Below are 26,767 nucleotides of genomic sequence, written 5' to 3'. Positions count from 1 at the left end.
AGATCATGAATATTTCAGATCTTCAAATGAATCCGGTACAAGGAACAGCGATAGGTACCGATGAGATGGGGAACGCAACAGATGCAACAGGTAAGTTTGCGACACTTTTACAATTTCTAACGAACAATGAGTTGACTGTAAATCAAGGAATACCGGATGTATCACTAAAAGATTCGGAACGTGTAGATGTAGATGGAAAATCTGAAAAGGCTGTATTGCTTCAAAATATCCAGTCGCTTATGGATCATCCAGAAATGATTTTAGAAGTGCTGGAGCAACCTGAGGTCAGTAGCCTTCCAATTCATTCGGTGAAGCATCGAGAGATTGTTCAGATTTTAAAGGCGATTCAAGAAGGAAATATCGAATCTGCTGTTCAGCTACTCGATCAATCATCCATCACTCCCGCTCAAATTAATACGTTGATCGGAAATGTATTACAGAAACAGAATCAGCAATTGAAGTCAGAAGTAAATTCCGTGCAAAGTATTGGAACGGCTCCAGTAGAAGAAAACATGGAGAAGTTGATTTTACCCGTCAAAAATGAACTGACGCCGTCAAAAGAAAAGTTCATGGAAACGGGTCAGAATAAAATAGTGAATGTTATTCAGAAACAAAGTCAAGAGCCCTCCTCAGCACTGGAACAAGATATTAAAGCGAATACAGCAGCACCGGCAGTAAGTGTAAATCGAATGAATCATGCGCTCCTTTTCAATAGCGTGAATCGCACAGTTCCATTTTTACCGGTCGATGAGCAAATTATGAATCGAATCGAAGCGGCTTTAAAGCAAGCACCTTTTATAAACGGTAAAGATGGTTCTTCAAAAATCTCTATTCGTTTATATCCTGAACAATTAGGTGAACTAGTCGTTCAAGTAGATCGAAAAGGAAATGAACTTACGATTAAGCTTTTCATGGCGAATGAGCAAACGAAGCAATTGATCGAACAACAACTCGGAAAACTACATACGACACTACATCAACAGAGTCCGGTTGTGAAAATCGAAACAGGTATCATTGCGACTGCTGCAAGAGAATTTGAACAAGGATTCTCTTCAGAACGACATGAACAGGAAAAACAGGAATCTTCTTCACATCAGCAAGAAGAAGAGCGAGAGGAGGAAGAAGATGACGGAAGGGATTAAAAATGACGGTTCTTCGTTTCAGTTACCTGAAAAAAAGCAAACCGTATCCAACAATTCGATGGATAAAGATATGTTCATGAAGATTTTAATCGCCCAGTTATCGAACCAAGATCCAACAGCTCCGATGGAAGATAAGGAGTTCATTGCCCAAATGGCTCAGTTTTCTTCGTTAGAACAGATGCAATCGATTGGAAAAGGAATGGAAACGATGATCCTAAATCAGCATGCGGGTGCGTTGATGACGTACAGTAACCTGATTGGGAAAGATGTCAGTTATACACCGTCTGCTAACGCTGAGGATGAAACGTCTTCAACGGAAGAGACAGCAACTGTACTAAGTGTCAAACGAGATGGTGTGGATGTCATCGCTGAATTATCGAACGGTAAACGGGTCAGTGTGTATGACCTGACGCAAATCAAATCTAAGGAGGAAAAATAATGTTACGTTCAATGTATTCAGGAATCAGTGGATTGAAAAACTTCCAAACGAAATTGGATGTCGTCGGTAACAACATCGCAAACGTCAATACATTCGGTTACAAAAAAGGGCGTGTTACGTTCAAGGATTTAGTTAACCAATCTGTCGGATCTGCTTCTGGTGCGGGTGGCGGAGTCGGGGGAACAAACCCGAAACAAGTCGGTCTTGGGGCATCGATGTCAACAGTCGATAACGTCTACAACCAAGGAGCACTTCAAAATACCGGTCGGACGCTTGACGTCGGGATTTCAGGAGAAGGATTCTATCAAGTCATGACAGCGGAAGGTGTTCGCTATTCTCGTTCAGGAAACTTTTATACGGATTTAGACGGTAACATCGTTACTGGTGATGGAAACTACGTTGTTGGTACTGGAACAGCTGCTGTTCCAACAGGTCCTGTTCCTAATAACTTACCGAATGGTTCTGTTCCACCTGCAGCGCCGACTCCAGGTTATCAAAAATTAAAAATCCCTACTGATGCACGAAACTTATCGATTGGGAAAGATGGATTAGTCACTTATGTAAATAATACGGGTGCGCTAACTACGGTAGGGTATATTACATTAGCAAACTTCCCTAACCCAGGTGGTCTTGAAAAGTCTGGTGTAAATTTATTTGCTTCTTCTCAAAACTCTGGTGCAGCAGCAACCGGAACCCCTAGTACAAACGGTCTCGGTCAATTGACATCTGGAACACTCGAGATGTCAAACGTCGATTTGTCAGAAGAATTTACAGAAATGATCATTGCACAGCGCGGTTTCCAGGCAAACACACGAATCATTACAACGAGTGACCAAGTGTTAGAAGAACTCGTCAATCTGAAACGATGATTCAGTTAACGACGTTACGAAAAACACCATTAGTCATTAATGCCAGCTTGATTGAATCCATTCGTTCGACTCCTGATACGACGATTCACCTCATTGGTGGACAAACGTATGTCGTACAAGAATCGATGGAGGAAGTGACGGAGGCAGCAATTCAATTTTATCGTCAAATCGGATTGACCGGTTTGACGAGTGTAAGGAGGATCGATGATGGCGGAAGAAGAGAAAAAGAAAAGTAAGCTTAAATTACCATTGATCATGGTCATCGTTGCTCTCATGATGGTTGGAGCTGGGTACATGGTAATGAAATATTTGATTGCTCCAGATGAAACGAAAGCAAAAGTAGAACAGCCGACTGGTGAAGAGCTTGATGCACGTAGTCTTCAGACTGATGATTTGACGACGAACATCTCAGACGAACGTTTCTTGAATGTACAATTTACAATCGTAACCGATGACCAAAAAACACGGGATGATTTAGAATTACGTAAATTCCAAATTAACAATATCATTCTTGGGGATTTATCTACCATGAAAAAATCGGATTTGGATTCGAAAGCCGACATGGAGAAACTGGAAGAAAAATTACGTGTCCAGTTCAAAAAACTCATCCAAGAGGGTGATGTCCAACGTGTCTACACTACGAAAAAAATCATCCAGTGAGGTGGCAGCATGAGCGAAGTATTATCACAACATGAAATTGACGCCTTGCTATCAGCTATTTCAAGTGGAGATATGGAAGTTGAGGAAATCAGGAGTCAAGAAGAAGAGCGGCGCGTTAAGGTATATGATTTCAAACGTGCCCTTCGTTTCTCTAAAGACCAATTACGAAACTTAACGCGCATTCATGAGCAATTTGCTCGAGTGCTAACGACTCATTTTTCAGCTCAGTTAAGAACATATGTCCAGTTCACAGTGAATACAGTGGAACAACTGCCTTATGATGAATTCATTCATTCTATTCCAAATATGACATTAATCAATTTGGTCAACCTTCAACCATTAGACGGGAAAGTCATTTTTGAAGTGAACCCAAATATTGCGTATGCAATGTTAGATCGTCTGCTTGGTGGACCGGGCGAAGGAATGAACAAAATTGAGAACTTAACTGAAATTGAAACACGTATTTTGACGCAGCTGTTTAAACGAGCATTTGTGCAATATGGAGCGGCTTGGGAATCGATTACAGAATTAGAAGCTGAATATGATGATCTTGAGATCAATCCACAATTTCTCCAGCTCGTCTCTCCAAATGAAACGGTTATTCTTGTGTCCATTTATGTAACGGTCGGTGAAGTGAGTGGCACATTAAATGTATGTTTACCTTTCGTCACATTAGAACCGATTTTACCTAAACTATCCAGTCATTTTTGGATGCAACAAGATAAGCGTAAGTCAATCAATGATCAAGCGTCTGAACATATGCAGACTCAATTAATGAGTTCTGTCGTCGATTTGAAAGCAGTGCTTGGCCAGACGGATCTGTCGTTTGGTGAGTTGTTACACCTCGAAGTTGGCGACTGTCTATCCCTTAAGACACGTACATCTGATCCGGTTGAACTGTTCGTCGATGATCGTAAAATGTTCAAGGCGCGACCAGGTCTAAATGGGAAGCATCTCGCTTTACAAGTCATACAACGAATTGAGGAGGAATAACATGAGCGATATGCTTTCGCAAGATGAGATCGATGCTTTATTAAGAGGAACACCATCTGATTCTGATGATGCAAGCGATACCCAATCGGATGAAGAAGTTTTAGATGAGATGGAAATCGATGCGCTTGGAGAAGTAGGGAATATTTCATTAGGAAATTCAGCTACCGCTTTATCCGCATTGTTGAATCAAAAAGTAGAAATTACGACGCCACATGTTCGAATGATTACGATGGATGAATTAAGAAGTCGTTATCCCATTCCGCATGTTGCCTTACGCGTTGGATATACAGAAGGTTTTAAAGGTGAAAATGTCCTCATCTTAACACAACGGGATGCCTCCGTTATTGCGAACTTAATGATGGGCGGAGATGGTGTCATTGATGAAACTGCTGAGATGGAGCCGATTGCGCTTTCAGCTGTACAAGAAGCAATGAACCAAATGATGGGAGCTGCCGCTACATCGATGTCCACGGTATTCTCCATGAGAATTGATATCTCACCTCCAGCTGTTGAAATTTTTGATTTTTCGCAAGAGAAAAGTATCGTAGATAGTTTCTCTCTTTGGGACAGTATGGTCATCATTGAGTTCGATTTGAAAATCGGGACATTGATTGATTCGAAAATCGTACAGTTGGCACCGCTCGAGTTTTCTAAACAACTCATTCAAAAGTTGTTCTTAGCGAGTACTGAAGTATCAAATGAGCCTTCACCGGCTCAACCTGCAGCACAAACTCAACTTAAACCGTCACCAGCCGTTGAAACTTCTCCACCACCAGCAAAACCTGCTCCAGTTCAGGAGCAAGTAGTGAAAGAAAGTGTTGCCGTCAGTCCTGTCCAATTCGGTCAATTAAGTGATGCACAAGTAGACGGTACGCCGGCTAATATTGGGATGTTGTATGACGTACCGTTGAACGTCACGGTTGAACTAGGACGTACGCGACGATCGGTTAGAGATATCCTAGAACTGACGCAAGGTTCCATCATTGAACTTGATAAATTAGCAGGTGAACCAGTAGATGTATTTGTAAACAACACGTTGATTGCAACCGGAGAAGTTGTAGTCATTGAAGAAAACTTCGGAGTACGCATTACAGAAATCGTAAATACAAAAGAACGTCTTCGGATGTTCTAAGGAGGAACTATAAAATGAGTGCAAAAGTATTAATCGTAGATGACGCTGCTTTCATGCGAATGATGATCAAGGAAATTTTATCGAAGAATGGCTACGATGTCGTTGGCGAAGCGGAGAATGGATTAGAGGCTGTTTCAAAGTATAAGGAATTAACACCAGATCTCGTCACACTCGATATCACGATGCCAGAAATGGACGGAATCTCTGCTTTAAAGGAAATTAAAGCAATTAATCCGGCTGCCAAAGTCATCATGTGTTCAGCAATGGGACAACAGTCAATGGTTATCGATGCCATTCAAGCAGGTGCTAAAGATTTCATCGTTAAACCGTTCCAAGCAGATCGTGTACTTGAAGCAGTTTCGAAAACTGTCTCGTCATGAAAAAAGTGACTTTGCTGATTTGTCTGCTGTTTTTGCTTTCGGTTCCCGTAAGTGCAGAAACAGTCGAAGAAAAATTAAATCCAACTCAGAACGATGCACCGGCGACTCAGCAAGTCGATGAGAGTCCTTCCATGGCGTTGACTATTTTTAAAGGAGTCGTCGTTCTTATCGTCTTGATCGGCGGATTCATCCTTGTGACACGATTCATTCACGAACGAACGCGAGGTGTCAGACATTCCGGACGATTGACCCATTTAGGTGGAGTACCACTCGGGAAAGATCGATCGGTTCAGTTAGTCAAGATACAAGATAAGATTTACGTCGTCGGTGTCGGTGAAAATGTACAATTATTAGATACATTGGATGATCTGGAAGGATATGAACCAACGGATTTTGAAGAGTCTTCCCCGAAATCCTCACCTTCGCCGTTTCTTGAGACGTTTAAACAACAACTCGAACAACTGCAAAAGAATCGAGGTCGCTCATGAATACGATTGAGAATCTGATATCACTTGATACTCCGTCAGGAACAGCGACATCGATTAAGCTACTTGTGTTACTGACGTTGTTATCACTTGCGCCGTCACTGCTCATTTTGATGACCTGCTTTACGCGTGTTGTCGTTGTGTTGTCTTTTGTCCGTTCTGCTCTTGGAACACAACAGACGCCACCAAACCAGCTCCTCGTTGGACTCGCTTTGTTCATTACATTATTCGTTATGTCGCCTGTCTTATCTGAATTAAACACGACGGCCTTAAAACCATATATGGCAGATAAAATCAGTCAAGATGAAGCGTTTGATAAAGCGGGAGATACGATGAAACGGTTCATGTCGAAACACACGCGAACAAACGATTTAGAGTTGTTTTTAAAGTACGGTAATTATGAAAAACCAGAAAAAATTGAAGATATTCCACTTGTCGCACTTGTTCCAGCTTATGCGATCAGTGAATTAAAAACGGCCTTTCAAATCGGGTTCATGATCTTCATACCTTTTCTTGTCATCGATATGGTCGTCTCAAGTGTCCTGATGTCGATGGGAATGATGATGTTGCCGCCGGTCATGATTGCGTTACCGTTTAAATTATTGTTATTTATTTTAGTTGACGGCTGGCACCTGATCGTTGAATCGTTGCTCGTCAGTATGCGTTAGGGAGGGATCCGAATGACTCAAGAAATGATCATACAGCTTGCAAGTTCTGCCGTCTGGACATTACTCAAGGTATCGGCTCCCTTGCTACTCGTCTCGCTCGTCGTAGGTCTGCTCGTTAGTATTTTGCAGGCGACGACGCAAATTCAGGAACAGACGTTATCGTTCGTTCCAAAGATCGTTGCCGTATTTTTAGCACTCGTCTTTTTTGGTCCTTGGATCATGCAGGAGCTACAGACATTTACGATTGATCTATTCAAACAAATCGCTGAGGTTTCCCGCAAATGACGTTACTTTCTTTCTTGAGTGTTTTTTTACTCATCTTTGGTCGGATCATCGGATTTCTCGTTGCAGCTCCGTTGTTTTCTTCAAAGCAACTACCAGCACAACATAAATTAGCATTGGCGGCAGGCCTAGCTTACTTTGCAAGTTATGCCGTCAAAACAGATGTCCGCGTAGAAGATTTCGATTTTTTCTTTCGAATGGGAACGGAAGTTTTAGTCGGTATAGCACTTGGTTTACTTGCCAGTTTTTTATTGTATGCGCCACAAATTGCCGGTTCCATCATTGATTTGCAAATGGGGCTTGCAATGGCTTCCGCTTATGACCCGATGTTTGGTGGACAGTCTCCCATCGTTGGTCGTTTTTATTACATGCTGACATTACTCGTCTTGCTCGCTTCTGATATGCACCTGATTTTACTTGACGGCATTTACACGAGTTTCCAAATCTTTCCACCAGGTAGCCTGATTGCGGTATCGGGCGACGCAGGAATGAGCCTTGTCATCCGTGTCGTTGGGCTTGCGATGTTGACTGCCTTACAAATGGCGATGCCACTTGTCGTCTCACTCTTTTTAGTGGATCTCGCGCTCGGTTTCCTAGCGAAAACGGCTCCCCAATTCAACATTTTTGCGATTGGTTTTTCCGTCAAACTATTGATGGGATACGCGATTCTGTTTTTATTAGCAGGAGCGACGATCACAGGAATCGGTCGATTCGTTCCATTACTACAAGATGTACTTGCAGATGCCATTCGATTACTAGGAGGTTGAGGACATGCATTCATATCGATTACGCCTTGACCTTCAGTACTTCGCTGGTGAGAAGACGGAGAAGGCGACACCTCGAAAGCGGGATGATTCCCGCAAGAAGGGACAAGTCGCAAAATCAGCGGATCTGACAAGTAGTTTTATGTTATTCGCGATGTTCCTCGTCCTCTATTTTTTTGGTCCATTTCTAGGACGACGATTCGTCCTCGTTCTACAAGATGGTCTAAGTGCAAGTCAAGTGTTGCAGGCTGTTGAGGAGGGACGAATTGAACAGATATTAGTCGAGATGCTGATTCAAATGGGAATTCTCGTCGCACCGTTCTTTTTAACAGCGGTCGTCATCGGTGTTCTCGGGAATTTTGTTCAAATTGGTGTACTTTTGAGTGGCGAGGCGATCCAACCGAAACTAGATCGGATTAATCCACTACAAGGCGTCAAACGAATTGTTAGTGTCAAAGCGCTCGTCGAATTTTTAAAATCGGTCTTTAAACTGCTTGTCATCGGTGTGACGAGCGGCACGGTCTTATGGAATAACAAGGTCGAAATTTCACGGTTGACTTCGGAACCAATCGGTGATGCATTAGCTATCATTGGTCATTTAACATTTTTACTCGGTTTATCTGTTAGTATCGCTTTGATTGCATTAGCCATTTTGGACTTCGCTTATCAAAAATTTGATTTCGAGAAGTCGATCCGAATGAGTAAACAGGATTTAAAAGATGAGCATAAAAACACAGAGGGTGACCCTCAAATCAAAGGGAAAATCAAACAACAACAACGGGAGATGGCGATGCGACGGATGATGCAAGAAATACCAAATGCCGACGTCGTCATCACGAACCCAACCCATTATGCGGTAGCGATTCAATACGATGACGGAAAACATATGGCACCGATTGTCGTTGCTAAAGGCGTAGATGCTGTCGCGTTCCGGATTCGGGAGAAGGCGACAGCAGCTGATGTCCCGATTGTTGAAAATCGTCCGCTGGCGCGGGCGTTGTTCGCTCAATCAGAAATTGGTATGGCAGTGGATGAAACGTTCTATCAGGCGCTCGCTGAAACACTCGCCTTTGTCTATCAACTGAAACAAGCAAAATGAAAGGATGAAGCATCATGAGTATATCAACACGAGATTTAACGGTTCTGCTAGGCGTCATCATGATCGTCTTCATGCTCGTCATTCCACTGCCCGCTATCATGCTCGATTTTTTAATCATCATCAATATTTTAATTGCCTTGATGGTGCTACTCGTTGCGATGAATGCCAAAGAGGCACTTGAGTTTTCTGTATTTCCGACATTGTTACTGATCGTTACGCTGTTTCGTCTTGCGCTCAATGTCTCAACGACACGGGCGATTTTATCAAACGGAAACGGTGGCGAAGTCATCGAGGCTTTCGGTAGTTTTGTTGTCGGAGGTAACGCGCTTGTCGGCTTCGTCGTCTTCTTGATTCTCGTCTTAATCCAGTTTCTTGTCATCACAAAGGGTTCAGAACGAGTCTCGGAAGTCTCGGCACGTTTTACGCTCGATGCGATGCCAGGGAAACAAATGGCGATCGATGCTGATTTGAACTCCGGCATGATTGACGAATTGCAAGCCCGGACTCGTCGCCAAAAAATTCAGTCGGAAGCGGATTTTTATGGTGCGATGGATGGGGCGTCGAAGTTCGTTAAAGGAGATGCAATCGCAGGCATCATCATCGTCATCATCAACTTGATTTTTGGGATGATCATCGGTGTTGTCCAGCAGGGTTTACCGATGATGGAATCCGTCAATTTGTATACGTTGCTAACAGTTGGTGACGGTCTTGTCAGTCAGATTCCAGCCCTTTTGATATCGGTTGCGACCGGTATTATCGTCACACGTTCAACGTCTGATGGAAATCTTGGAGAGGATGTCATCGGTCAATTGACACGGACACCACTCCTCGTTGGAATTGCAGCAGGAGCGATCTTCTTACTTGGACTGTTCACGGCGATTCCGGATTACGTCACGATGCCGATCGCTGCACTGTTTGGATTCTTTGCTTGGCGAATGAAGCAGGCGACGAAGACGATGCAAGAAGAAGTTGCTGTCGAAGAAGCACCAAGCGAAAATTTACGATCAAGCGAATCAGTTATTTCCTTACTAAATGTTGATACGATTGAATTCGAGTTCGGTTATGGTTTGATTCCGCTTGCTGATGAAGCGCAAGGTGGCGATTTACTCGATCGTGTCGTCATGATTCGTAGGCAACTAGCTCTTGAACTCGGATTCGTTCTTCCGACCGTTCGAATTCGGGATCACTTACAGTTATCACCGAATCAGTACCGGATTAAGATTCGCGGAAGTGAGATGGCAACCGGCGAACTGTTACTTGATCATTACTTAGCGATGAGCCCGGGTGTCGACGATCCAGAAATCCGTGGTATCGAGACTGTAGAACCGGCTTTTGGTATGCCGGCACTCTGGATTGATGAACAGACACGGAGCCGAGCAGAAATGTCAGGATATACGGTCGTTGATCCACCATCTGTCGTTGCTACGCACTTAACAGAACTCTTAAAGAAACATGCTGCTGAATTACTTGGTCGAGAAGAAACGAAACAATTGGTCGATCATTTAAAAGAATCTCATCCGATTTTAGTGGAAGAAGTTACGCCGCAACTACTTTCGATTGGGGATTTGCAAAAAGTGTTCGTTCAATTACTAAAAGAGAAAATATCGATTCGAAATTTACCTTTAATTTTTGAAACGCTTGCTGATTATGCCGCAGTAACCAAGGATAGTGAATTACTAGCAGAGTATGTTCGCCAATCCTTATCACGTCAAATCACTGAACAAGTCATGCAAGGAGAGGTGTTACACGTCGTAACAGTCTCAAGTGAGATGGAACTCGATATCCAGTCGGCGATCCAGAAGACAGAGTTTGGTAATTATTTAGCGCTTGATCCCGAAAAAGCGAGTCGCTTCATCGAAACGCTGCAAGAACGGACGATGGAGTTTGAACGCTATGGCGCACATCCAATCATTCTGACTTCTCCAAGTATTCGAATGTTCGTTCGTCAGTTGACGGAACGATACTTCCCGGATATTCCGGTCTTATCGTATAACGAATTGATGCCGACGATCGAAGTGAAGAGTATTGGGGTGATATAAGCAATGATAGTGAAAAAAATCGTAGCAGATACGGTGGCTGAAGCAATGGAGCGAGTTAAACAGGAGTTAGGCGAAGAAGCTATCATCTTGAATACACGGCATATAAAAGTCGGTGGTATTTTCGGGGTTTTTGCAAAACGAAAAGTAGAATTGGTCGGTTCGGTGGATGAACATGTAGAGGATAAAAGGACTGTTAAAGTAGAACAGCCGAATAGAGTGAACCCTCATGTAAACCAAATAGAACAGCGATCAATCGTAGAACGCCCTACAATTATTACGACAGGGGAAAGACCATTACCAAGAGAACTAAGACAGTACGCTAAGTTACTTGCGGAGCCAGCGTTGAATCAGTTGGCAGAACACCTACACGAGAAACTTGTGTCAACTTATTATCAAACGCAGCAAGCTGAATTGAACACGGTATTACTCGAAGAGGTTCAAGCGAAGATTCGGACGAAAACGACGCATTCGAAATTCATTATGTTAACAGGTCCTACAGGTGTCGGAAAGACGACTACGATTGCAAAACTAGCAGCACATTTTACGTTAACAGAAAAAAAACGAGTCGGTCTTATTACGACGGATACATATCGGATATCTGCCATTGAACAATTAAACACATATGCAGATATACTAGGTATCCCGATTCATGTTGCATACGATCTGAATGACTTTGAACAAGCGAAAGAAGCATTACAATCATGCGATATCGTTCTGATTGACACAGCGGGTAGGAATTTCCTTGATGTCGGGTATGTTGAACAATTAAAAAGTCGGCATACTTTTGAAGAGACGGATGTATTTCTCGTACTCAGTCTGACTGCGAAATATCAAGATCTACTTCGTATGTATGATCGCTTTCAATCCGTACCTGTATCTGGAATTATTTTCTCAAAAGCGGACGAGACAAGTGAATTATGGTCAATCGTTGGTCTCGCGGAAGAAAGTGATGTACCCATCTATTGTATAACCACTGGTCAAGAAGTACCTGAAGATATCTTGTTTAGTTCTGTAGAAGAGATATCCCAGATGATCGTCGAGAGAGGAATGGGATGATGCAAGAAGATCAAGCTCGAGTCCTACGCTCTAAGTTATCCGTAAATGAAACTAAAACGATTGCTATTGTTAGTGGTAAAGGTGGCGTTGGGAAAACGAACGTCGCTGTCAACTTAGGTGTTGCTCTATCTCTTCAAAACAAGAAGGTACTTATTATCGATTTAGATATCGGTATGGCTAACATTGGTATTTTACTCGGTAAATCTTCTAAGTTATCACTGATGGAATGTGTGAAGAAAAGAGAATCACTACAACAGTCAATTGTAGAATATTCACCAACCCTTCAGTTCATTCATGGGGGAAGTGGATTTGCTGAATTGACGAATTTCACGAGTGATGACATTACCTTTTTATTACGTGAATTTCGATTCTTCTATGAATATGATTATGTATTACTTGATCTAGGTGCCGGTGCTAATCATCAAACGTTTGATTTCATTGGTAGTGCAGATGAAGCATGGCTAGTTGTTACACCAGAACCTACTTCCATCATGGATGGGTACGCGTTTGTAAAATTAGCCCATCATCATGCGAATGAATTGCCTGTTTCCGTGATTGTTAATCGAGCTACGAATGGTGAAGAAGCTCTTGAAACATTTGATCGGCTCGAATTAGTCAGCTCTCAATTTTTAAGAAAATCACTACGTTTCATTGGTTTTCTACCTGAAGATCAAACAGTAGTGAAAGCGGTCAAAGCCCAAATGCCATTTTATATCATGGATCGAAAAAGTCATGTCAGTTGGCGAATGGATCACATTACTACTTCATTGACGGGTGTTCGCGTAAAAGAACGAAAGTTTTTAGATCGATTATTAAGTCGGCTAAAGCATGGGAAAGATCATGTCCATTAAGTTGGAAATAAAGGAGGAAATCATTCATGGACTTAAATGAATATGTAGGATTGTTCCTTGATGAATCAATGGAGCACCTTCAAGCAATCAATACAAGCTTATTGGATTTCGAACAACGTATGGATGACGAAGCTGTCATTGATCAAATTTTCCGGTCAGCTCACACACTCAAAGGAATGGCAGGAACGATGGGGTATGATGCTATCGCTGACTTAACGCATGAAATGGAGAGTGCTCTCGATTTAGTTCGCTCTAAAAAACAACCAGCTACTTCCGAACTGATTGATGTATTATTCGTCGCGGCAGAACAACTTGAAACGATGGTTGAAGATATTAGTCGAGGCGGAAAAGGAAAGTTAGATGTAACGGAGACGGTTAATCGATTGAAGCGATTCATTCAACCGAATGATGTACAAGTTGAAACGAATGTTCTACCTACTACGCAACAGAATTTTGAATGTGATGTCTATTCAAAAGCGGTTGTCCAACAATCGATTGCAGCAGGCTATCAAGCATACGTGTTATCAGTCGAACTATCAGCTGATGTCATCTTAAAAGCTGCTCGCGTTTATATGGTGTTTGATCGTCTTCAATCACTGGGGGACGTCATTTTATCAAATCCGACTTCAGATGACTTAGAGCAAGAACATTTTGATACATCATTTGAGATTTTATTCGTAACACAAAGTGAAAAAGAGACGATTCGAGAAGCAGTTGAAGCCGTATCAGAAGTGGCGAATGTTTCCATCGTCCCTTTTGAGACGACGTCAGAAGCAGAAGTTGCCACTTCTACGTTGCAACAAGAACCTGTTACTGAAGAGATTCAAAAAGAGGCGACTTCTACGACGAGTGAACCAATGGATGTCACTGCACCAGTCGCTTCAAAAACGATCCGTGTCAATCTTGAACGGATTGACCGCCTCATGAACTTATTTGAGGAGTTCATCATCGATCGAGGTCGCTTAGAACGAATTGCGGCAGAAGTAGGTTCTCCTGAATTGACGGATACTGTTGAGCGAATTAAGCGTGGGACGAACGAATTACAGTCTCTCGTATTGACTTTACGTATGATGCCAATTGAACAAGTATTTAATCGTTTCCCACGAATGGTACGTTCTGTATCGAAAGATGTCGGAAAACACATAAAACTTCATATCACTGGTGCTGAGACAGAGTTGGATCGAACAGTCATCGATGAGATCGGAGATCCATTAGTTCACTTGATTCGTAATGCAATCGATCATGGAATCGAAAACAAAGCGGACCGAATTCTTGCTGGAAAACCTGTTGAAGGGAATTTATCATTACGCGCCTATCATTCGGGAAATCGAGTCTTCATTGAAATCGAAGATGATGGTGCTGGAATTAACCACGAGCGCGTCACACGAATCGCGATTGAAAAGGGGCTAATTACGGAAGAAGAGGCGGCACTATTAACAATTGAAGAAGCATCGATGTTATTATTCGCTCCAGGTTTTTCGACAGCAGAAACGGTGACAGATTTGTCCGGGCGAGGTGTAGGACTCGATGTTGTGAAATCCAAGATTGAATCTCTTGGTGGGGAAGTATTTGTAGAAACACGTCGTGGTGAAGGTACTATTTTCCGAATTAGTCTACCACTTACGTTATCTATCATTTCAGCAATGTTGGTTGAACTTGGTAAAGAAACGTATGCTATTCCGTTGACGGCAATCATCGAGACAACATCATTAAGAAGCTCTTCGATCTTACAGGCGCATCGCGAGAAAGTATTCGATTTCCGTGGACAATTGGTTCCATTGATTTCGTTAAATGAAGTCTATGGATTGCCGCAACATGAGGCGGAGGCTTACTCCGTTGTTGTTGTTCGTAGTGGTGAAAAGCTGGCAGGTTTAATCGTTTCTGAATTGATTGGACAACAAGAAATTGTCATGAAGCCGCTAGGTAGTTATCTCGAAGGTATTCGGGCTATTTCCGGAGCAACTATACTTGGCGATGGGCAAGTGGCATTAATCATTGACAGTAACGCTCTATTACGAAAGTGAGGGAATTGAAGATGGAACAAAAGTGGGTTGTTTTTCAACTAGAAGAGAATTCATATGGGATTGACGTACAATCTGTTCGTTCAATTGAACGTCTCATTCCCATCACACGAATTCCAAATGCTGCTTCTTACGTTAAAGGTGTAATTAATTTGCGTGGAGTCGTAACACCTGTGATTGATTTACGTTCACGTTTAGGTTTTGACGTAATCGAAGAAACAGAAGAAACACGGATCATCATTGCAACACTTGAGCACGGAGACGCTGGATTCATCGTTGATCGAGCGAATGAAGTCGTAGAATCTTCTGAAGTTAGAATCGAGCCTTTGGGCGAACAAAAACAGGAAGATGCATCTTACCTAACGGCAGTCGCAAAAGGAGAAGACCAACTGTTTTCTTTAATCGAACCAAATCGATTATTTGAGGATATCGTTCATGCTTAATTCAGATCAAAAAGATATTTTCAGAGAAATTGGAAATATCGGAGCAGGTCATGCTGCTACAGCATTGTCTACACTTTTAGGGAAACCAATTGAAATCGAAGTGCCTTCTGCCGAATTAGAATCGTTTACAACGATCATAGATCGTGTGGGCGGTGCAGAAGCTTACACGGCTGGCGCATTGTTACGGTTCTCAGGTGATGTTCGAGCGACCTTGCTTTTTTTGATGCCACTCCATGATGCAGAAAAATTAATTGGACAGCTAATGAAATCTGAATTCCAATTCTTCTCTGATTCTCATGAAATGGGGGTTTCTGCCTGGGAGGAAATCGGGAATATACTAATTGGGGCATATGCACGATCGATTTCAGATTGGTTGGATTTGTCCCTCCAAGTCAGTGTTCCTGCTTCTGCATTTGATATGGTTGGCGCACTTCTCGAGGTGGCATTGCTTGAATCTTCAACACCGGGAAATATGGCTTTGTATATCGACACTCATCTTTCTAGTGCCGGGAATGAATTGACTGGACACTTGCTTCTCCTTCCAGAAGCAAATGCGTTTCAGACAGTTTTTCAGCGATTGGGTGTGGACATTGATGGATGAACTCATACGTATTGGAATTGCAGAATACGCAATCAGCAAACAGCCTGTCATTCTTCGCACTGCTGGTCTTGGTTCTTGCGTTGGGGTCGTCATCTATGATCAAGAGCGAGGGTTATCAAGCATGGCACATGTGATGTTGCCAGATTCGGCCATTAGTCGTAATCGCGAGGCAGAAATCGGTAAGTTTGCAGATACTGCTATTTTAGAAATCGTAAAACGCTTACGAGCAAATGGTGCATTACGCTTACGTGCTAAGATTGCTGGTGGTGCACAGATGTTCCAATTCAAATACGAACATGAATCGATGCGGATTGGAGAACGAAACATTGCGTCCGTCAAAGATATGTTACAAAAGACAGGAATCCCACTCGTTGCAGAAGATGTAGGTGGCACGAATGGGCGGACGATCGAGTTCCACTCAAAGTCAGGACGTCTCGTTATCCGGACAGTAAATGTCGGGACGTTGGAAATATAGAGGAGGAATGGTCATGCGTGAGGAATTACAACAACTTTGGGATCGATGGCTATCGACACGTGATATCACGGTAGCAGATGAATTACTTTTGAATTACGAGCCTCTCGTTCAGTATCATGTTCAACGACTAAGTGCAACATTACCTAAAAGTGTCGATCGGGATGAATTGAAAAGTTTAGGGATGATGGGATTGTACGATGCTCTTCAAAAATTCGATCAAAATCATAATAATAAATTCGACACGTATGCCGCCTTTCGGATTCGAGGAGCAATTTTAGATGGATTGCGAAAAATCGATTGGTTACCACGTTCTTTACGAGAAAAAGCAAAGCGGGTCGAAGCAGCTGTTGAAATACTAGAGCAATCTCTTCAAAGAACTCCGACGATTGAAGAAGTATCTTCGATTGTAGAAATGTCTACAGATGAAGTGAAGAGTGCGTTAGCTGAAAGTTATTTTGCAAATGTATTATCGATTGACGAAGCCGTCACTTTACAAGATGAAGGGAAAGCAATGACCGTTTCCTATCTAGACCCTGATACTGCGACTCCGGAAGACATGTTATTAATGCGTGAGTTGATTGCTAAATTAGCAGAGGAAGTGAAAGAGCTGTCAGAAAAAGAACAACTCGTCGTTTCCTTGTTCTACTATGAAGAATTAACATTGACTGAGATTGGCGAAATCCTTGAATTGTCAACATCTCGAATTTCTCAAATCCACTCTAAGGCTCTCCGTAAATTAAAAAATGCATTGGGAAGTGCCTACTTAGCAGATCGTGTCGCAATGTGAAAGGAAATCAATCATGACAGTCGTGTATATACTCTTAGCAGCTCTTATATGCTACGCACTACTTGTGCTGTTTCGTCAGCAAGCGGATTTAAAAGATCGTATATCCCGTTTAGAGCTTGAAAAAAGCGAAACAGAGCAAGTTTTATTAAGCTTTATGGAGCAAGTAAATGAAATGACCGAGCAGAACGTAAAATCTGAGGTATCATCTAATCCTATAAATGAAACATATCAGAATCCATCAATAGAATCAGTTTTACCTGAGGAAAATGTTGTACAAAATGAACGAGCTGAATCATATATTGAAACACCAGTTCCTTCTGAAGTACAGAACGAAGAACAGGTCTTAACAGATGTGGAGCAGGCTTTACGCGAAGGAACAGATCTTGAGACACTCGCTCGTTCTTTGAACCGGGGAACGGGTGAGGTCGCTTTAATTGCTAAACTTTCTCGTCAAACGAAGGTTGCTCCTCGTTAATCTTTATGCTATATTAGTCTACGGTGTTAATTACGCACGCATGTATCGCCAGCTGCGGTGCCTTTAATAGGTTAGCTGGACAGACGATCATCGCGGAGGACATCCAAAACCCAAAAGGAGGAATTCATCATGGCAGTAATCTCGATGAAACAATTGTTAGAAGCTGGTGTACACTTCGGTCACCAAACACGCCGTTGGAACCCAAAAATGGCGAAATACATCTTCACAGAACGGAACGGAATCTACATCATCGACCTTCAAAAAACGGTCAAAAAAGTAGACGAAGCATACAACTTCATCCGTGAAGTAGCGTCTGAAGGCGGAAACGTTCTTTTCGTTGGTACGAAAAAACAAGCTCAAGACACTGTGAAAGAAGAAGCGATCCGTGCAGGTCAATACTTCATCAACGAACGTTGGTTGGGTGGAACTCTCACGAACTTCTCTACAATCAAAAAACGTATCAACCGTTTGAAACAACTCGAAAAAATGGAAGAGAACGGTACATTCGAAGTTCTTCCTAAAAAAGAAGTCATCATTCTTAAAAAAGAAATGACTCGTCTTGAGAAATTCCTCGGCGGTATCAAAGATATGCCAGGCGTTCCGGATGCACTCTTCATCGTTGACCCACGCAAAGAGCGTATCGCGATTGCAGAAGCACACAAACTCAACATCCCAATCGTTGCGATTGTTGATACGAACTGTGATCCAGACGAAATCGACTACGTCATCCCAGCGAACGACGATGCGATCCGTGCAGTCAAATTGCTCACTGGTAAAATGGCTGACGCAATCCTCGAAGTTAAACAAGGCGAAGATAACGTAGCACCTGAAACTACTGAAGAAGTAGTAGCAGACGCTGAGTAATTCGTGATGCCAGGTGATAAAGGGAATCGACCTTTTATCACCTTTTTTTTGAAACTAAGGATGTTATAAGGAGGAATATCGAATGGCTATTACAGCAGCAATGGTTAAAGAACTTCGTGAAAAAACAGGTGCAGGTATGCTCGACTGCAAAAAAGCACTCGTTGAAACTGACGGTGACATGAACGCAGCAGTAGATTTCTTGCGTGAAAAAGGGATCGCTAAAGCAGCAGCAAAAGGCGATCGTATCGCAGCTGAAGGGTTGACTGCAGTTGCAGTTGACGGCAACAAAGCGGCACTCGTTGAAATCAACTCAGAAACAGACTTCGTTGCGAAAAACGAACGTTTCCAAACACTCGTTCAAAACATCGCAGACGCTGTTCTCCGTAACGGTTCTGAGACAGCAGAAGCTGCTCTTGCTTCTGAATACGAAGCAGGCAAAACAATCGACACATACATCTCAGAAGAAGCTTCAACAATCGGAGAGAAAATCTCACTCCGTCGCGTAGCGCTCTTCACAAAAGCAGATGATGCAGTCTTCGGTTCTTACCTCCACATGGGTGGCCGCATCGGTTCAGTCGTCGTTATCGAAGGTACAACAGACGAAACAGTTGCAAAAGACGTTGCAATGCACATCGCAGCAGCACGTCCACTTTACGTTGACCGTACTTCTGTCACAGAAGAAGAAAAAGCACGTGAAGAAAAAGTCCTCACTGAGCAAGCATTGAACGAAGGAAAACCAGCTAACATCGTTGAAAAAATGATCGTTGGTCGTATGAACAAGTTCTTCGAGGAAATCTGCCTCGTCGATCAAACGTTCGTTAAGGATCCAGACTTCAAAGTTGGTAAATATGTAGAATCTAAAGGCGGTAAAGTCGTGTCATTCGTACGCTTCGAAGTTGGAGAAGGTATGGAAAAACGCGAAGAGAACTTCGCTGAAGAAGTTATGAACCAACTTAAAAAATAAGAATCGGGATCATCCTGATGACAAGAGAAGGAACACGTATGCTTCAATCCACTTTCGTGTGGAAGTGGTTCGTGTTCCTTTTTTACGGAATTTAGCAAGGGGGACATAGTCATGCAACCGAAATATAACCGGATTGTGTTAAAATTGAGCGGAGAAGCGCTCGCAGGAGATCAAGGGTTTGGGATTAATCCTGTCATCGTCAAATCCATCTCGGAACAGATTCGCGAATTGATTGAATTAAATGTTGAAGTAGCGGTCGTTGTCGGAGCTGGAAATATTTGGCGTGGTAAAACAGGTGCAGAACTTGGGATGGACCGGGCCAATGCCGATTATATGGGGATGCTAGCGACAGTCATGAACTCGCTTGCGCTTCAAGACAGTTTAGAAGATGTAGGTGTTGAAACACGTGTTCAAACATCGATCGAGATGCGCCAAGTAGCAGAACCATATATTCGTCGCCGTGCAATGCGTCATCTTGAAAAAGGACGAGTTGTTATTTTTGCAGCAGGTACCGGAAATCCTTATTTCTCAACTGACACAACGGCTGCTCTTCGTGCAGCAGAAATCGAAGCAGAAGTCATCTTGATGGCGAAAAACAATGTCGATGGTGTGTACTCAGCGGATCCGAACGTTGATCCAGAAGCGAAAAAATTCGAGACGCTCTCTTACTTGGATGTCTTAAAAGATGGACTCCAAGTCATGGATTCTACAGCTACATCACTTTGTATGGACAATGACATCCCGCTCATCGTCTTCTCGTTGATGGAAGAAGGTAACATCAAACGTGTCGTCATCGGTGACGAAATCGGGACAATCGTAAGGGGGAACTAATATGTCAAAAGAAATCTTAAAACAAGCCGAAGAACGGATGGAAAAAGCACATCTTTCACTTAAGAAGGAACTTGCGACACTCCGTGCAGGTCGTGCGAACGTTGCGATTTTGGATCCCGTTCAAGTCGAATACTATGGTTCACCAACACCGCTGAATCAAGTAGCGAATGTCAACACACCAGAGGCACGCCTAATCTTGATCACTCCTTGGGATAAGTCAATGGTGAGTGAGATTGAAAAAGCGATTCAACGTGCTGATCTTGGTCTTGCACCATCATCTGATGGTACGGTCATCCGTCTTGCGATTCCACCATTAACGGAAGAGCGTCGGAAGGAACTGGTTAAACTCGTCAAGAAGTATACGGAAGAAGGCAAGGTTGCCCTCCGTAACATTCGTCGTGACACGAACGAACAGTTGAAGAAACAAGAAAAAGATGGTGCATTGACAGAAGATGATCTACGTGGTTATACAGAAGATGTTCAGACGTTGACAGACAAGTTCGTCAAACAACTTGATCAAACGGCAACGGAAAAAGAACAAGAAATCATGGAAGTATGACGCGACGGATCGTCATGTGGGGGACTCTTTGTCACACGAAGAGTCCCTTTCTTCATAATTGAGAGAGGAGGAAGTGCGAATGTTTCAATGGTTGAATCAGACGAAAGAAACCGAAACCTATGAACGGGTGCCAGAACATGTTGCGATCATCATGGATGGAAATGGACGATGGGCAAAAAAACGTGGGCTTCCGCGAATTATGGGACATCGTGAAGGGATGAAATCGATTCGAGAAGTCGTTCGAGTTGCAAATGAGCTTGGTATCAGAAGCTTGACACTATATGCCTTTTCAACTGAAAACTGGACGCGTCCAGAAGAAGAAGTTAATTTTTTGATGAAGCTCCCAGCTCAGTTTTTAGAATCAGATTTGAAAGAACTCGATGCCCAAAATGTTAAGGTCGAGGTAGCAGGTGAAGTATCTCGCCTCCCTCATTTCACGCGTGAGGCGGTCGAACAAGCGAAACTGGATACGCAACACAATACAGGACTTCGTCTGATTTTCGCTCTGAATTATGGAGGACGCGATGAACTCGTGCAAGTCATGCAAAAACTGGGCGCACAGGTTCAGGCAGGAACATTGTCACCGGATGCGATTACACCGGAGACGATCGAGCGCGAGCTAATGACAGGATCCGTAACCGATGTCGATTTCGTGATTCGAACGAGTGGCGAACAACGGTTATCGAACTTCTTACTTTGGCAAGCGGCGTACGCAGAGTTTTATTTTACAGATGTCTTGTGGCCAGAGTTTCGTCGGGATGCTTTCTTGGCAGCAATTGAAGATTACAATCAACGGACACGCCGATTTGGCGGCGTCTGATTAAATGAGGAACTAGCTTATGAAAACTCGGATTATCACAGGGATATGGGCAGGCGCCATCTTTTTGGCGCTTTTGTACATCGGTGGACTTCCCTTTTTAGCGTTTATGGCAGTACTAACGATTCTCGGTTATACCGAGCTCGTCCGGATGCGACAATGGAGCGGCTCGCGCATTCCACGGATTTTATTCGGGATCGGTACGTTATTACCATTCGTCGGTATCTATGAAGAGGCAGTCGAACGGACACTCCCAATCGGACTTTCACCAATCGCTTGGGCAATGATCATTTTATTGATCGGTCTCTTTTGGAACGTGTTTTCGAAAAATGTCTTTACGTTCGATGATGTCGCCTTTTTACTGCTGACTGCGGTTTATGTTGGTGTCGGTTTTGCATCGTTCGCCTACATCCGCTTACTCGAACATGGATTAACGTGGTCGCTCTTGATCATTCTCTTAATCTGGTTTACGGATTCAGGGGCGTACTTCGTCGGGAAACGATTTGGTAAGAATAAACTGTGGCCGTCAATCAGCCCGAACAAAACGATTGAAGGGGCAGTCGGTGGCGTGCTACTTGCCATCTTACTCGGTGTCGTGTTTGAAAGTATCGAACCGACAGTCGGTTTTGGGAAAGTCATTGTCCTTGCCATCATCGTTGCCGTCGTTGGGCAACTTGGTGACTTGGTCCAGTCCGCTTACAAACGCCATTATGGTGTGAAGGATTCTGGAACGTTACTACCGGGCCATGGTGGTATTCTAGATCGGTTCGACAGCATGATGATCGTCTTTACGGTCCTCGTCGTACTCGATATCTTTGCTTGAGGAGGCGCTTCATTATGAAGAAAATCAGTATCATCGGTGGAACGGGATCGATTGGTACGCAGACGCTTGATGTCATTGCGGCTAATCCAGATCTTTTTGAATTGACGAGTTTTGCATTTGGTCGCAACACGACGGTCGCCGTACCGTGGTTGAATCGTTTGCAACCGATGCTTGTCGGAGTTCAAGATGAGACAACACGTCAAGAACTCGAGCAGCAGTTGAGTTATCAGCCGACGATCGTCATCGGTGAAGAAGGATTGCTTGATGTCGTGACGAATCCTGAAGTCGATACAGTCATTACAGCGGTCGTAGGAGCTGTCGGCTTACGTCCGACGCTTGCCGCGATCGAGGCGGGTAAAACGATTGGTCTTGCGAACAAAGAAACACTCGTCACGGCAGGGCACCTTGTCATGAAGCTCGCGCGCGAAAAAAACGTGACGATTTTACCCGTTGATAGTGAACATGCGGCGATTTTCCAATGCTTGAACGGGGAGCGGCGAGAGGATGTGCGTCAAATCATCTTAACGGCATCAGGCGGAAGCTTCCGTGATCAATCACGGGAAGAACTGGCAGACGTGACGGTCGAACAAGCACTGGCGCATCCGAACTGGTCGATGGGAGCAAAAATCACGATTGATTCGGCGACGATGATGAACAAAGGGTTCGAAGTTATTGAAGCGCACTGGTTATTTGATGTCGACTATGCGGATATCGATGTCGTCATTCATCGTGAATCGATCATCCACTCGATGGTTGAGTTCAACGATGGTGCCGTCATGGCGCAGCTTGGTATGCCCGACATGCGGGAGCCGATTCAGTACGCTCTTACATATCCGTCCCGCCTTGAAATCCAAGGGGGAGAACGGTTAAACTTAAAGGAAATCGGACGCTTACACTTTGCTGATGCATCATTTGATCGTTATCCGTTGTTACGACTTGCTTTTGAAGCGGGTCAAGCCGGTGGATCGATGCCATCAGTACTCAATGCTGCGAACGAACAAGCAGTGGACCGTTTTTTAAAAGGGGACATTCGCTTTTTAGAAATCGAAGCGAGCGTTGAGGCGGCGCTTCAAGCTCACACCCTTATCGACGAGCCTTCCTTGGATCAAATCCTTGAAGCCGATCGATGGGCGCGTGAGTTCGTATCGTCTCTTACATTCGCTAACTAAGGATGGGATAAGTAATGACGACCTTTATTTCAATCGTACTGATGTTCGGTGTACTCGTCGCCGTCCATGAATGGGGTCATCTCGTAATGGCGAAGAGGGCAGGTATTCTCTGTCGGGAATTCGCGATTGGATTTGGACCGAAGATCTTTTCAGTGTTTAAAAATGAGACGTTGTATACGGTGCGCCTGTTGCCGATTGGCGGTTATGTCAAGATGGCGGGTGAAGAACCTGAACTCGTTGAGATCAAATCAGGTCAAACCGTCGGATTACAGTTAAAAGACGGTGTCATCGAGACGATTTATTTCGATGCAGATCAGCCACAAGTCGACCAAGTCGTTACTGTCGAGCGGATTGACTTGTTGCGTCAACTCGAACTCGTTGGGTTACAGGATGAGACCTCGGTCCGATACCCTGTCTCCCCGACAGCATTTCTTGTCGAAGGTCAGACACGGACACAAATTGCGCCGTATGATCGCACATTTGGTTCGAAATCCGTTTGGAAACGCGTCCTTGCGATTGCTGCAGGACCGTTCATGAACTTTGTCCTCGCGTTCGTCATTTTATTCGGTCTTGCCTTATATAATGGTTCTCCGACAGGGGAAAGCGTCATCGGAACAGTACAAAAAGGTTCACCTGCCGATCAAGCAGGACTTGTTGAAGGTGACCGGATTATCTCAGTCAACGGACAGGATACAGCCAAATGGACGGATTTACGTGCTGGATTCCAAGATCGTGCTGGTAAAGCGACAGAAGTAAAATATGAGCGTGATGGGAAAGAGACGACAACTGAGATCACGCCAAAAGTGCAACAGCAAGGAGAACAGAAGGTCGGCATCATCGGTGTTACGAATGAGACAGAAAAATCATTCGGAACAGCACTACAAACGGGCGTTTCAGAAACATGGCGCATGTCGACGCTCATCGTCGGAGCGGTTGGAGATCTCGTGACCGGTGTCGTTGGCGTCGATCAGTTATCAGGACCAGTCGGGATCGTCAAGATGACGGATCAGGTCGCAGATAGTGGGTTCTCGATGCTCTTGACATGGACGGCATTGTTGTCCGTTAACTTAGCCGTCTTCAACTTATTGCCACTTCCAGCACTTGACGGAGGACGCTTGTTATTCCTCTTCCTTGAAGCCTTACGCGGAAAACCAGTTGATCCTCAAAAAGAAGGATTGGTTCACTTCGTCGGTTTTGCGCTTTTGATGCTACTCATGCTCGTCGTTACTTGGAACGACATTCAAAAATTCTTTTAATTAATCACTCAGTCAAAGGAGTTCGTGACTCATTATGAAACAATCAAAACTATTCATGCCAACGTTGCGTGAAGTACCATCTGATGCAGAAGCCATCAGTCACCAACTCTTGCTTCGTGCAGGATTCATGCGTCAAAATGCCGCTGGGATCTATTCGTATCTCCCACTCGCAAAACGGGTTCTCGCAAACATCGAGACAATCATTCGCGAGGAATTAGAGGCAGCGGGTGCGCAAGAATTACTGATGCCAGCAATTCAACCAGCTGAACTATGGGAAGAAACAGGACGCTGGGATATCTATGGACCTGAATTAATGCGCTTGACGGATCGTCATGATCGCCGATTCGCGCTCGGAGCGACGCACGAGGAACTGATCACTTCAATCGTTCGTGATGAATTGAACTCGTACAAAAAGTTACCGGTCAATCTCTTCCAGATTCAAATGAAGTACCGTGACGAACGTCGTCCACGTTTCGGTTTATTACGTGGTCGTGAGTTCATCATGAAGGACGCTTATTCGTTCCATTCTTCACAAGAGAGCTTAGACGAAGAGTATCAAAACATGTTTGATACGTATTCGCGGATCTTCACACGTGTGGGTCTTGAGTTCCGTCCAGTCGTCGCTGACTCCGGTGCGATCGGTGGTAGTGGAACACATGAGTTCCATGCGTTAGCAGCAATCGGTGAAGATACGATCGTCTACTCGGACCAATCGGATTATGCAGCGAACTTAGAAATGGCAGAGTCGATCGATGCCTATCCGAAGCAAGACAAAGCACCAGAAGCACTGGAAGAAGTGCATACGGCAGATGCGAAGACAATCGAAGCGGTCAGCGCACATTTGAATTTACCAGCAAACGAATCGATCAAAACTGTCATCTTCAAAACGGAACAAGGACTTGTCATGGCTCTCGTCCGGGGCGATCACGAAGTCAACGATATCAAATTGAAAAACTATCTGGGAGCACTCGACATCACGATGGCGAGCGACGAAGAGATTGAAGCAGCGCTTCATTCAACGCCTGGAACACTCGGACCGATCGGGGCAGACATGAAGATCGTCGCCGATTACGCGGTACGTGCCTTGACGAACGCTATCTGTGGTGCAAACAAAGCAGAAACGCACTACATCCATGTTGACCCAAGCCGTGATTTCGAAGCGGAATACACGGATTTACGTTTCGTCGAAGAAGGTGACGCGTCACCAGACGGCAACGGAAACGTTAAATTCGCACGTGGCATCGAAGTCGGTCAAGTCTTTAAACTCGGAACACGTTACTCTGAAGGAATGGGAGCGACGTTCCTCGATGAAGGCGGTAAAGCACAACCACTCATCATGGGATGTTACGGCATCGGTGTCTCGCGGACATTGTCGGCAGTCGTCGAACAACATTATGATGAGCGCGGAATCATTTGGCCAAAAGCGATCGCACCATACGATGTCCATTTGATCGTCGTCAATGGTAAAAATGCAGAACAACTCGAACTCGGAGAAACACTATACCGGGAGTTGACAGCTGCAGGTTTCAGTGTCTTGCTTGACGACCGAAAAGAACGAGCAGGCGTCAAATTCGCCGATGCGGATTTGATCGGTCTACCGGTTCGTTTGAACGTCGGCAAAAAAGCGACAGAAGGAATCGTCGAATTAAAAGCCCGTCGTGGTGGCGATGCAGAAGAAATTGGACAAGAACAAGTCGTTGAGGCTGTTCGTTCACTCTATGAAGGTTTAGAATAAAGAATGGAGACGGTCACTTTTCATAAAGTGACTGTTTTCTTGTCTCACACCCATTCGCCCCTTGGGCAATCCGCAAGAGGAGGAGGAG

At 44.0% G+C, this 26,767-nt stretch carries 31 protein-coding genes; all 31 read left to right on the top strand.

Features of this window, described 5'->3' with window-relative positions; all coding sequences use genetic code 11:
* The first annotated feature begins 5 nt into the window (after positions 1-5).
* The 31 genes from KNQ12_RS03115 to KNQ12_RS02965 all read left to right on the top strand — a co-directional run bounded on the left by KNQ12_RS03115 (position 6) and on the right by KNQ12_RS02965 (position 26,679).
* The gene (locus KNQ12_RS03115) at positions 6-1,142 is read left to right on the top strand and encodes a flagellar hook-length control protein FliK (protein WP_214746309.1); all 1,137 of its coding nucleotides are present in this window, start codon (positions 6-8) and stop codon (positions 1,140-1,142) included.
* Complete coding sequence (gene flgD, locus KNQ12_RS03110) at positions 1,126-1,581, top strand: flagellar hook assembly protein FlgD (protein WP_023468714.1); 456 nt, start codon at positions 1,126-1,128, stop codon at positions 1,579-1,581. The genes KNQ12_RS03115 and flgD overlap by 17 nt, the downstream gene beginning before the upstream one ends.
* Positions 1,581-2,450: a flagellar basal body rod protein FlgG gene (gene flgG / locus KNQ12_RS03105; RefSeq protein WP_214746306.1), complete on the top strand. Its 870-nt coding sequence runs from the start codon at positions 1,581-1,583 to the stop codon at positions 2,448-2,450. Before flgD ends, flgG begins: the two co-directional genes overlap by 1 nt.
* Positions 2,447-2,686: a flagellar FlbD family protein gene (locus KNQ12_RS03100; protein WP_023468712.1), complete on the top strand. Its 240-nt coding sequence runs from the start codon at positions 2,447-2,449 to the stop codon at positions 2,684-2,686. The genes flgG and KNQ12_RS03100 overlap by 4 nt, the downstream gene beginning before the upstream one ends.
* A complete protein-coding gene (locus KNQ12_RS03095) occupies positions 2,658-3,110 on the top strand; it encodes a flagellar basal body-associated FliL family protein (RefSeq protein WP_023468711.1) in 453 nt (150 codons plus the stop codon). The genes KNQ12_RS03100 and KNQ12_RS03095 overlap by 29 nt, the downstream gene beginning before the upstream one ends.
* 9 nt (positions 3,111-3,119) lie before the next feature.
* Positions 3,120-4,103: a flagellar motor switch protein FliM gene (fliM, locus tag KNQ12_RS03090; RefSeq protein ID WP_023468710.1), complete on the top strand. Its 984-nt coding sequence runs from the start codon at positions 3,120-3,122 to the stop codon at positions 4,101-4,103.
* Position 4,104: 1 nt separating this feature from the next.
* The gene (gene fliY, locus KNQ12_RS03085) at positions 4,105-5,235 is read left to right on the top strand and encodes a flagellar motor switch phosphatase FliY (RefSeq protein ID WP_214746303.1); all 1,131 of its coding nucleotides are present in this window, start codon (positions 4,105-4,107) and stop codon (positions 5,233-5,235) included.
* Between the two features lie 14 nt (positions 5,236-5,249).
* Positions 5,250-5,615, top strand: a complete 366-nt coding sequence (locus tag KNQ12_RS03080) for a response regulator (protein WP_023468708.1) — start codon at positions 5,250-5,252, stop codon at positions 5,613-5,615.
* Positions 5,612-6,103: a flagellar biosynthetic protein FliO gene (locus KNQ12_RS03075; RefSeq protein ID WP_023468707.1), complete on the top strand. Its 492-nt coding sequence runs from the start codon at positions 5,612-5,614 to the stop codon at positions 6,101-6,103. The genes KNQ12_RS03080 and KNQ12_RS03075 overlap by 4 nt, the downstream gene beginning before the upstream one ends.
* A complete protein-coding gene (gene fliP, locus KNQ12_RS03070; RefSeq protein WP_023468706.1) occupies positions 6,100-6,768 on the top strand; it encodes a flagellar type III secretion system pore protein FliP in 669 nt (222 codons plus the stop codon). The genes KNQ12_RS03075 and fliP overlap by 4 nt, the downstream gene beginning before the upstream one ends.
* Positions 6,769-6,780: 12 nt before the next feature.
* Positions 6,781-7,053, top strand: a complete 273-nt coding sequence (gene fliQ, locus KNQ12_RS03065; RefSeq protein ID WP_023468705.1) for a flagellar biosynthesis protein FliQ — start codon at positions 6,781-6,783, stop codon at positions 7,051-7,053.
* A complete protein-coding gene (gene fliR, locus KNQ12_RS03060) occupies positions 7,050-7,817 on the top strand; it encodes a flagellar biosynthetic protein FliR (protein ID WP_214746300.1) in 768 nt (255 codons plus the stop codon). Before fliQ ends, fliR begins: the two co-directional genes overlap by 4 nt.
* Positions 7,818-7,821: 4 nt before the next feature.
* Positions 7,822-8,913: a flagellar biosynthesis protein FlhB gene (gene flhB, locus KNQ12_RS03055; RefSeq protein ID WP_023468703.1), complete on the top strand. Its 1,092-nt coding sequence runs from the start codon at positions 7,822-7,824 to the stop codon at positions 8,911-8,913.
* Between the two features lie 14 nt (positions 8,914-8,927).
* Positions 8,928-10,952 (top strand): flagellar biosynthesis protein FlhA, encoded by a 2,025-nt coding sequence (gene flhA, locus KNQ12_RS03050; RefSeq protein WP_023468702.1) that lies wholly within the window; start codon positions 8,928-8,930, stop codon positions 10,950-10,952.
* 3 nt (positions 10,953-10,955) lie between these two features.
* Positions 10,956-12,008, top strand: a complete 1,053-nt coding sequence (locus tag KNQ12_RS03045; protein WP_035396778.1) for a flagellar biosynthesis protein FlhF — start codon at positions 10,956-10,958, stop codon at positions 12,006-12,008.
* Positions 12,005-12,859 (top strand): MinD/ParA family protein, encoded by an 855-nt coding sequence (locus tag KNQ12_RS03040; protein WP_035396779.1) that lies wholly within the window; start codon positions 12,005-12,007, stop codon positions 12,857-12,859. Before KNQ12_RS03045 ends, KNQ12_RS03040 begins: the two co-directional genes overlap by 4 nt.
* A 26-nt stretch (positions 12,860-12,885) precedes the next feature.
* Complete coding sequence (locus tag KNQ12_RS03035; protein WP_023468699.1) at positions 12,886-14,883, top strand: chemotaxis protein CheA; 1,998 nt, start codon at positions 12,886-12,888, stop codon at positions 14,881-14,883.
* An 11-nt stretch (positions 14,884-14,894) separates the two neighbouring features.
* On the top strand, positions 14,895-15,323 hold the full coding sequence (locus tag KNQ12_RS03030; RefSeq protein WP_023468698.1) for a chemotaxis protein CheW: 429 nt from the start codon (positions 14,895-14,897) through the stop codon (positions 15,321-15,323).
* A complete protein-coding gene (locus KNQ12_RS03025) occupies positions 15,316-15,924 on the top strand; it encodes a chemotaxis protein CheC (RefSeq protein ID WP_214746297.1) in 609 nt (202 codons plus the stop codon). The genes KNQ12_RS03030 and KNQ12_RS03025 overlap by 8 nt, the downstream gene beginning before the upstream one ends.
* Entirely contained in the window at positions 15,917-16,399 is a 483-nt protein-coding gene (locus KNQ12_RS03020; protein WP_023468696.1) for a chemotaxis protein CheD, read from the top strand. The genes KNQ12_RS03025 and KNQ12_RS03020 overlap by 8 nt, the downstream gene beginning before the upstream one ends.
* A 13-nt stretch (positions 16,400-16,412) precedes the next feature.
* Entirely contained in the window at positions 16,413-17,186 is a 774-nt protein-coding gene (locus KNQ12_RS03015; protein WP_053453774.1) for a FliA/WhiG family RNA polymerase sigma factor, read from the top strand.
* Positions 17,187-17,199: 13 nt separating this feature from the next.
* On the top strand, positions 17,200-17,661 hold the full coding sequence (locus tag KNQ12_RS03010) for a hypothetical protein (protein ID WP_055968633.1): 462 nt from the start codon (positions 17,200-17,202) through the stop codon (positions 17,659-17,661).
* A 129-nt stretch (positions 17,662-17,790) separates the two neighbouring features.
* Positions 17,791-18,525 (top strand): 30S ribosomal protein S2, encoded by a 735-nt coding sequence (rpsB, locus tag KNQ12_RS03005; RefSeq protein ID WP_012370721.1) that lies wholly within the window; start codon positions 17,791-17,793, stop codon positions 18,523-18,525.
* Positions 18,526-18,607: 82 nt separating this feature from the next.
* Positions 18,608-19,489 (top strand): translation elongation factor Ts, encoded by an 882-nt coding sequence (tsf, locus tag KNQ12_RS03000; protein ID WP_023468693.1) that lies wholly within the window; start codon positions 18,608-18,610, stop codon positions 19,487-19,489.
* A gap of 111 nt (positions 19,490-19,600) precedes the next feature.
* Positions 19,601-20,320, top strand: a complete 720-nt coding sequence (pyrH, locus tag KNQ12_RS02995; protein ID WP_023468692.1) for a UMP kinase — start codon at positions 19,601-19,603, stop codon at positions 20,318-20,320.
* A gap of 1 nt (position 20,321) precedes the next feature.
* A complete protein-coding gene (frr, locus tag KNQ12_RS02990; RefSeq protein ID WP_023468691.1) occupies positions 20,322-20,879 on the top strand; it encodes a ribosome recycling factor in 558 nt (185 codons plus the stop codon).
* Between the two features lie 79 nt (positions 20,880-20,958).
* Positions 20,959-21,699 carry an undecaprenyl pyrophosphate synthase gene (locus KNQ12_RS02985; RefSeq protein WP_023468690.1) on the top strand — a complete coding sequence of 247 codons (741 nt, stop codon included), beginning with the start codon at positions 20,959-20,961 and terminating at the stop codon, positions 21,697-21,699.
* 19 nt (positions 21,700-21,718) lie between these two features.
* The gene (locus tag KNQ12_RS02980) at positions 21,719-22,519 is read left to right on the top strand and encodes a phosphatidate cytidylyltransferase (RefSeq protein ID WP_214746294.1); all 801 of its coding nucleotides are present in this window, start codon (positions 21,719-21,721) and stop codon (positions 22,517-22,519) included.
* Positions 22,520-22,533: 14 nt separating this feature from the next.
* Complete coding sequence (locus KNQ12_RS02975; RefSeq protein ID WP_214746291.1) at positions 22,534-23,688, top strand: 1-deoxy-D-xylulose-5-phosphate reductoisomerase; 1,155 nt, start codon at positions 22,534-22,536, stop codon at positions 23,686-23,688.
* A gap of 14 nt (positions 23,689-23,702) precedes the next feature.
* A complete protein-coding gene (gene rseP, locus KNQ12_RS02970) occupies positions 23,703-24,944 on the top strand; it encodes an RIP metalloprotease RseP (protein ID WP_023468687.1) in 1,242 nt (413 codons plus the stop codon).
* A gap of 34 nt (positions 24,945-24,978) precedes the next feature.
* Entirely contained in the window at positions 24,979-26,679 is a 1,701-nt protein-coding gene (locus KNQ12_RS02965; protein ID WP_214746288.1) for a proline--tRNA ligase, read from the top strand.
* Positions 26,680-26,767 lie beyond the last annotated feature (88 nt).

This window comes from Exiguobacterium sp. s11 (assembly GCF_018619015.1).
Taxonomy (GTDB): domain Bacteria; phylum Bacillota; class Bacilli; order Exiguobacteriales; family Exiguobacteriaceae; genus Exiguobacterium_A; species Exiguobacterium_A indicum.
This window is presented reverse-complemented; position numbering and strand designations above follow the sequence as displayed.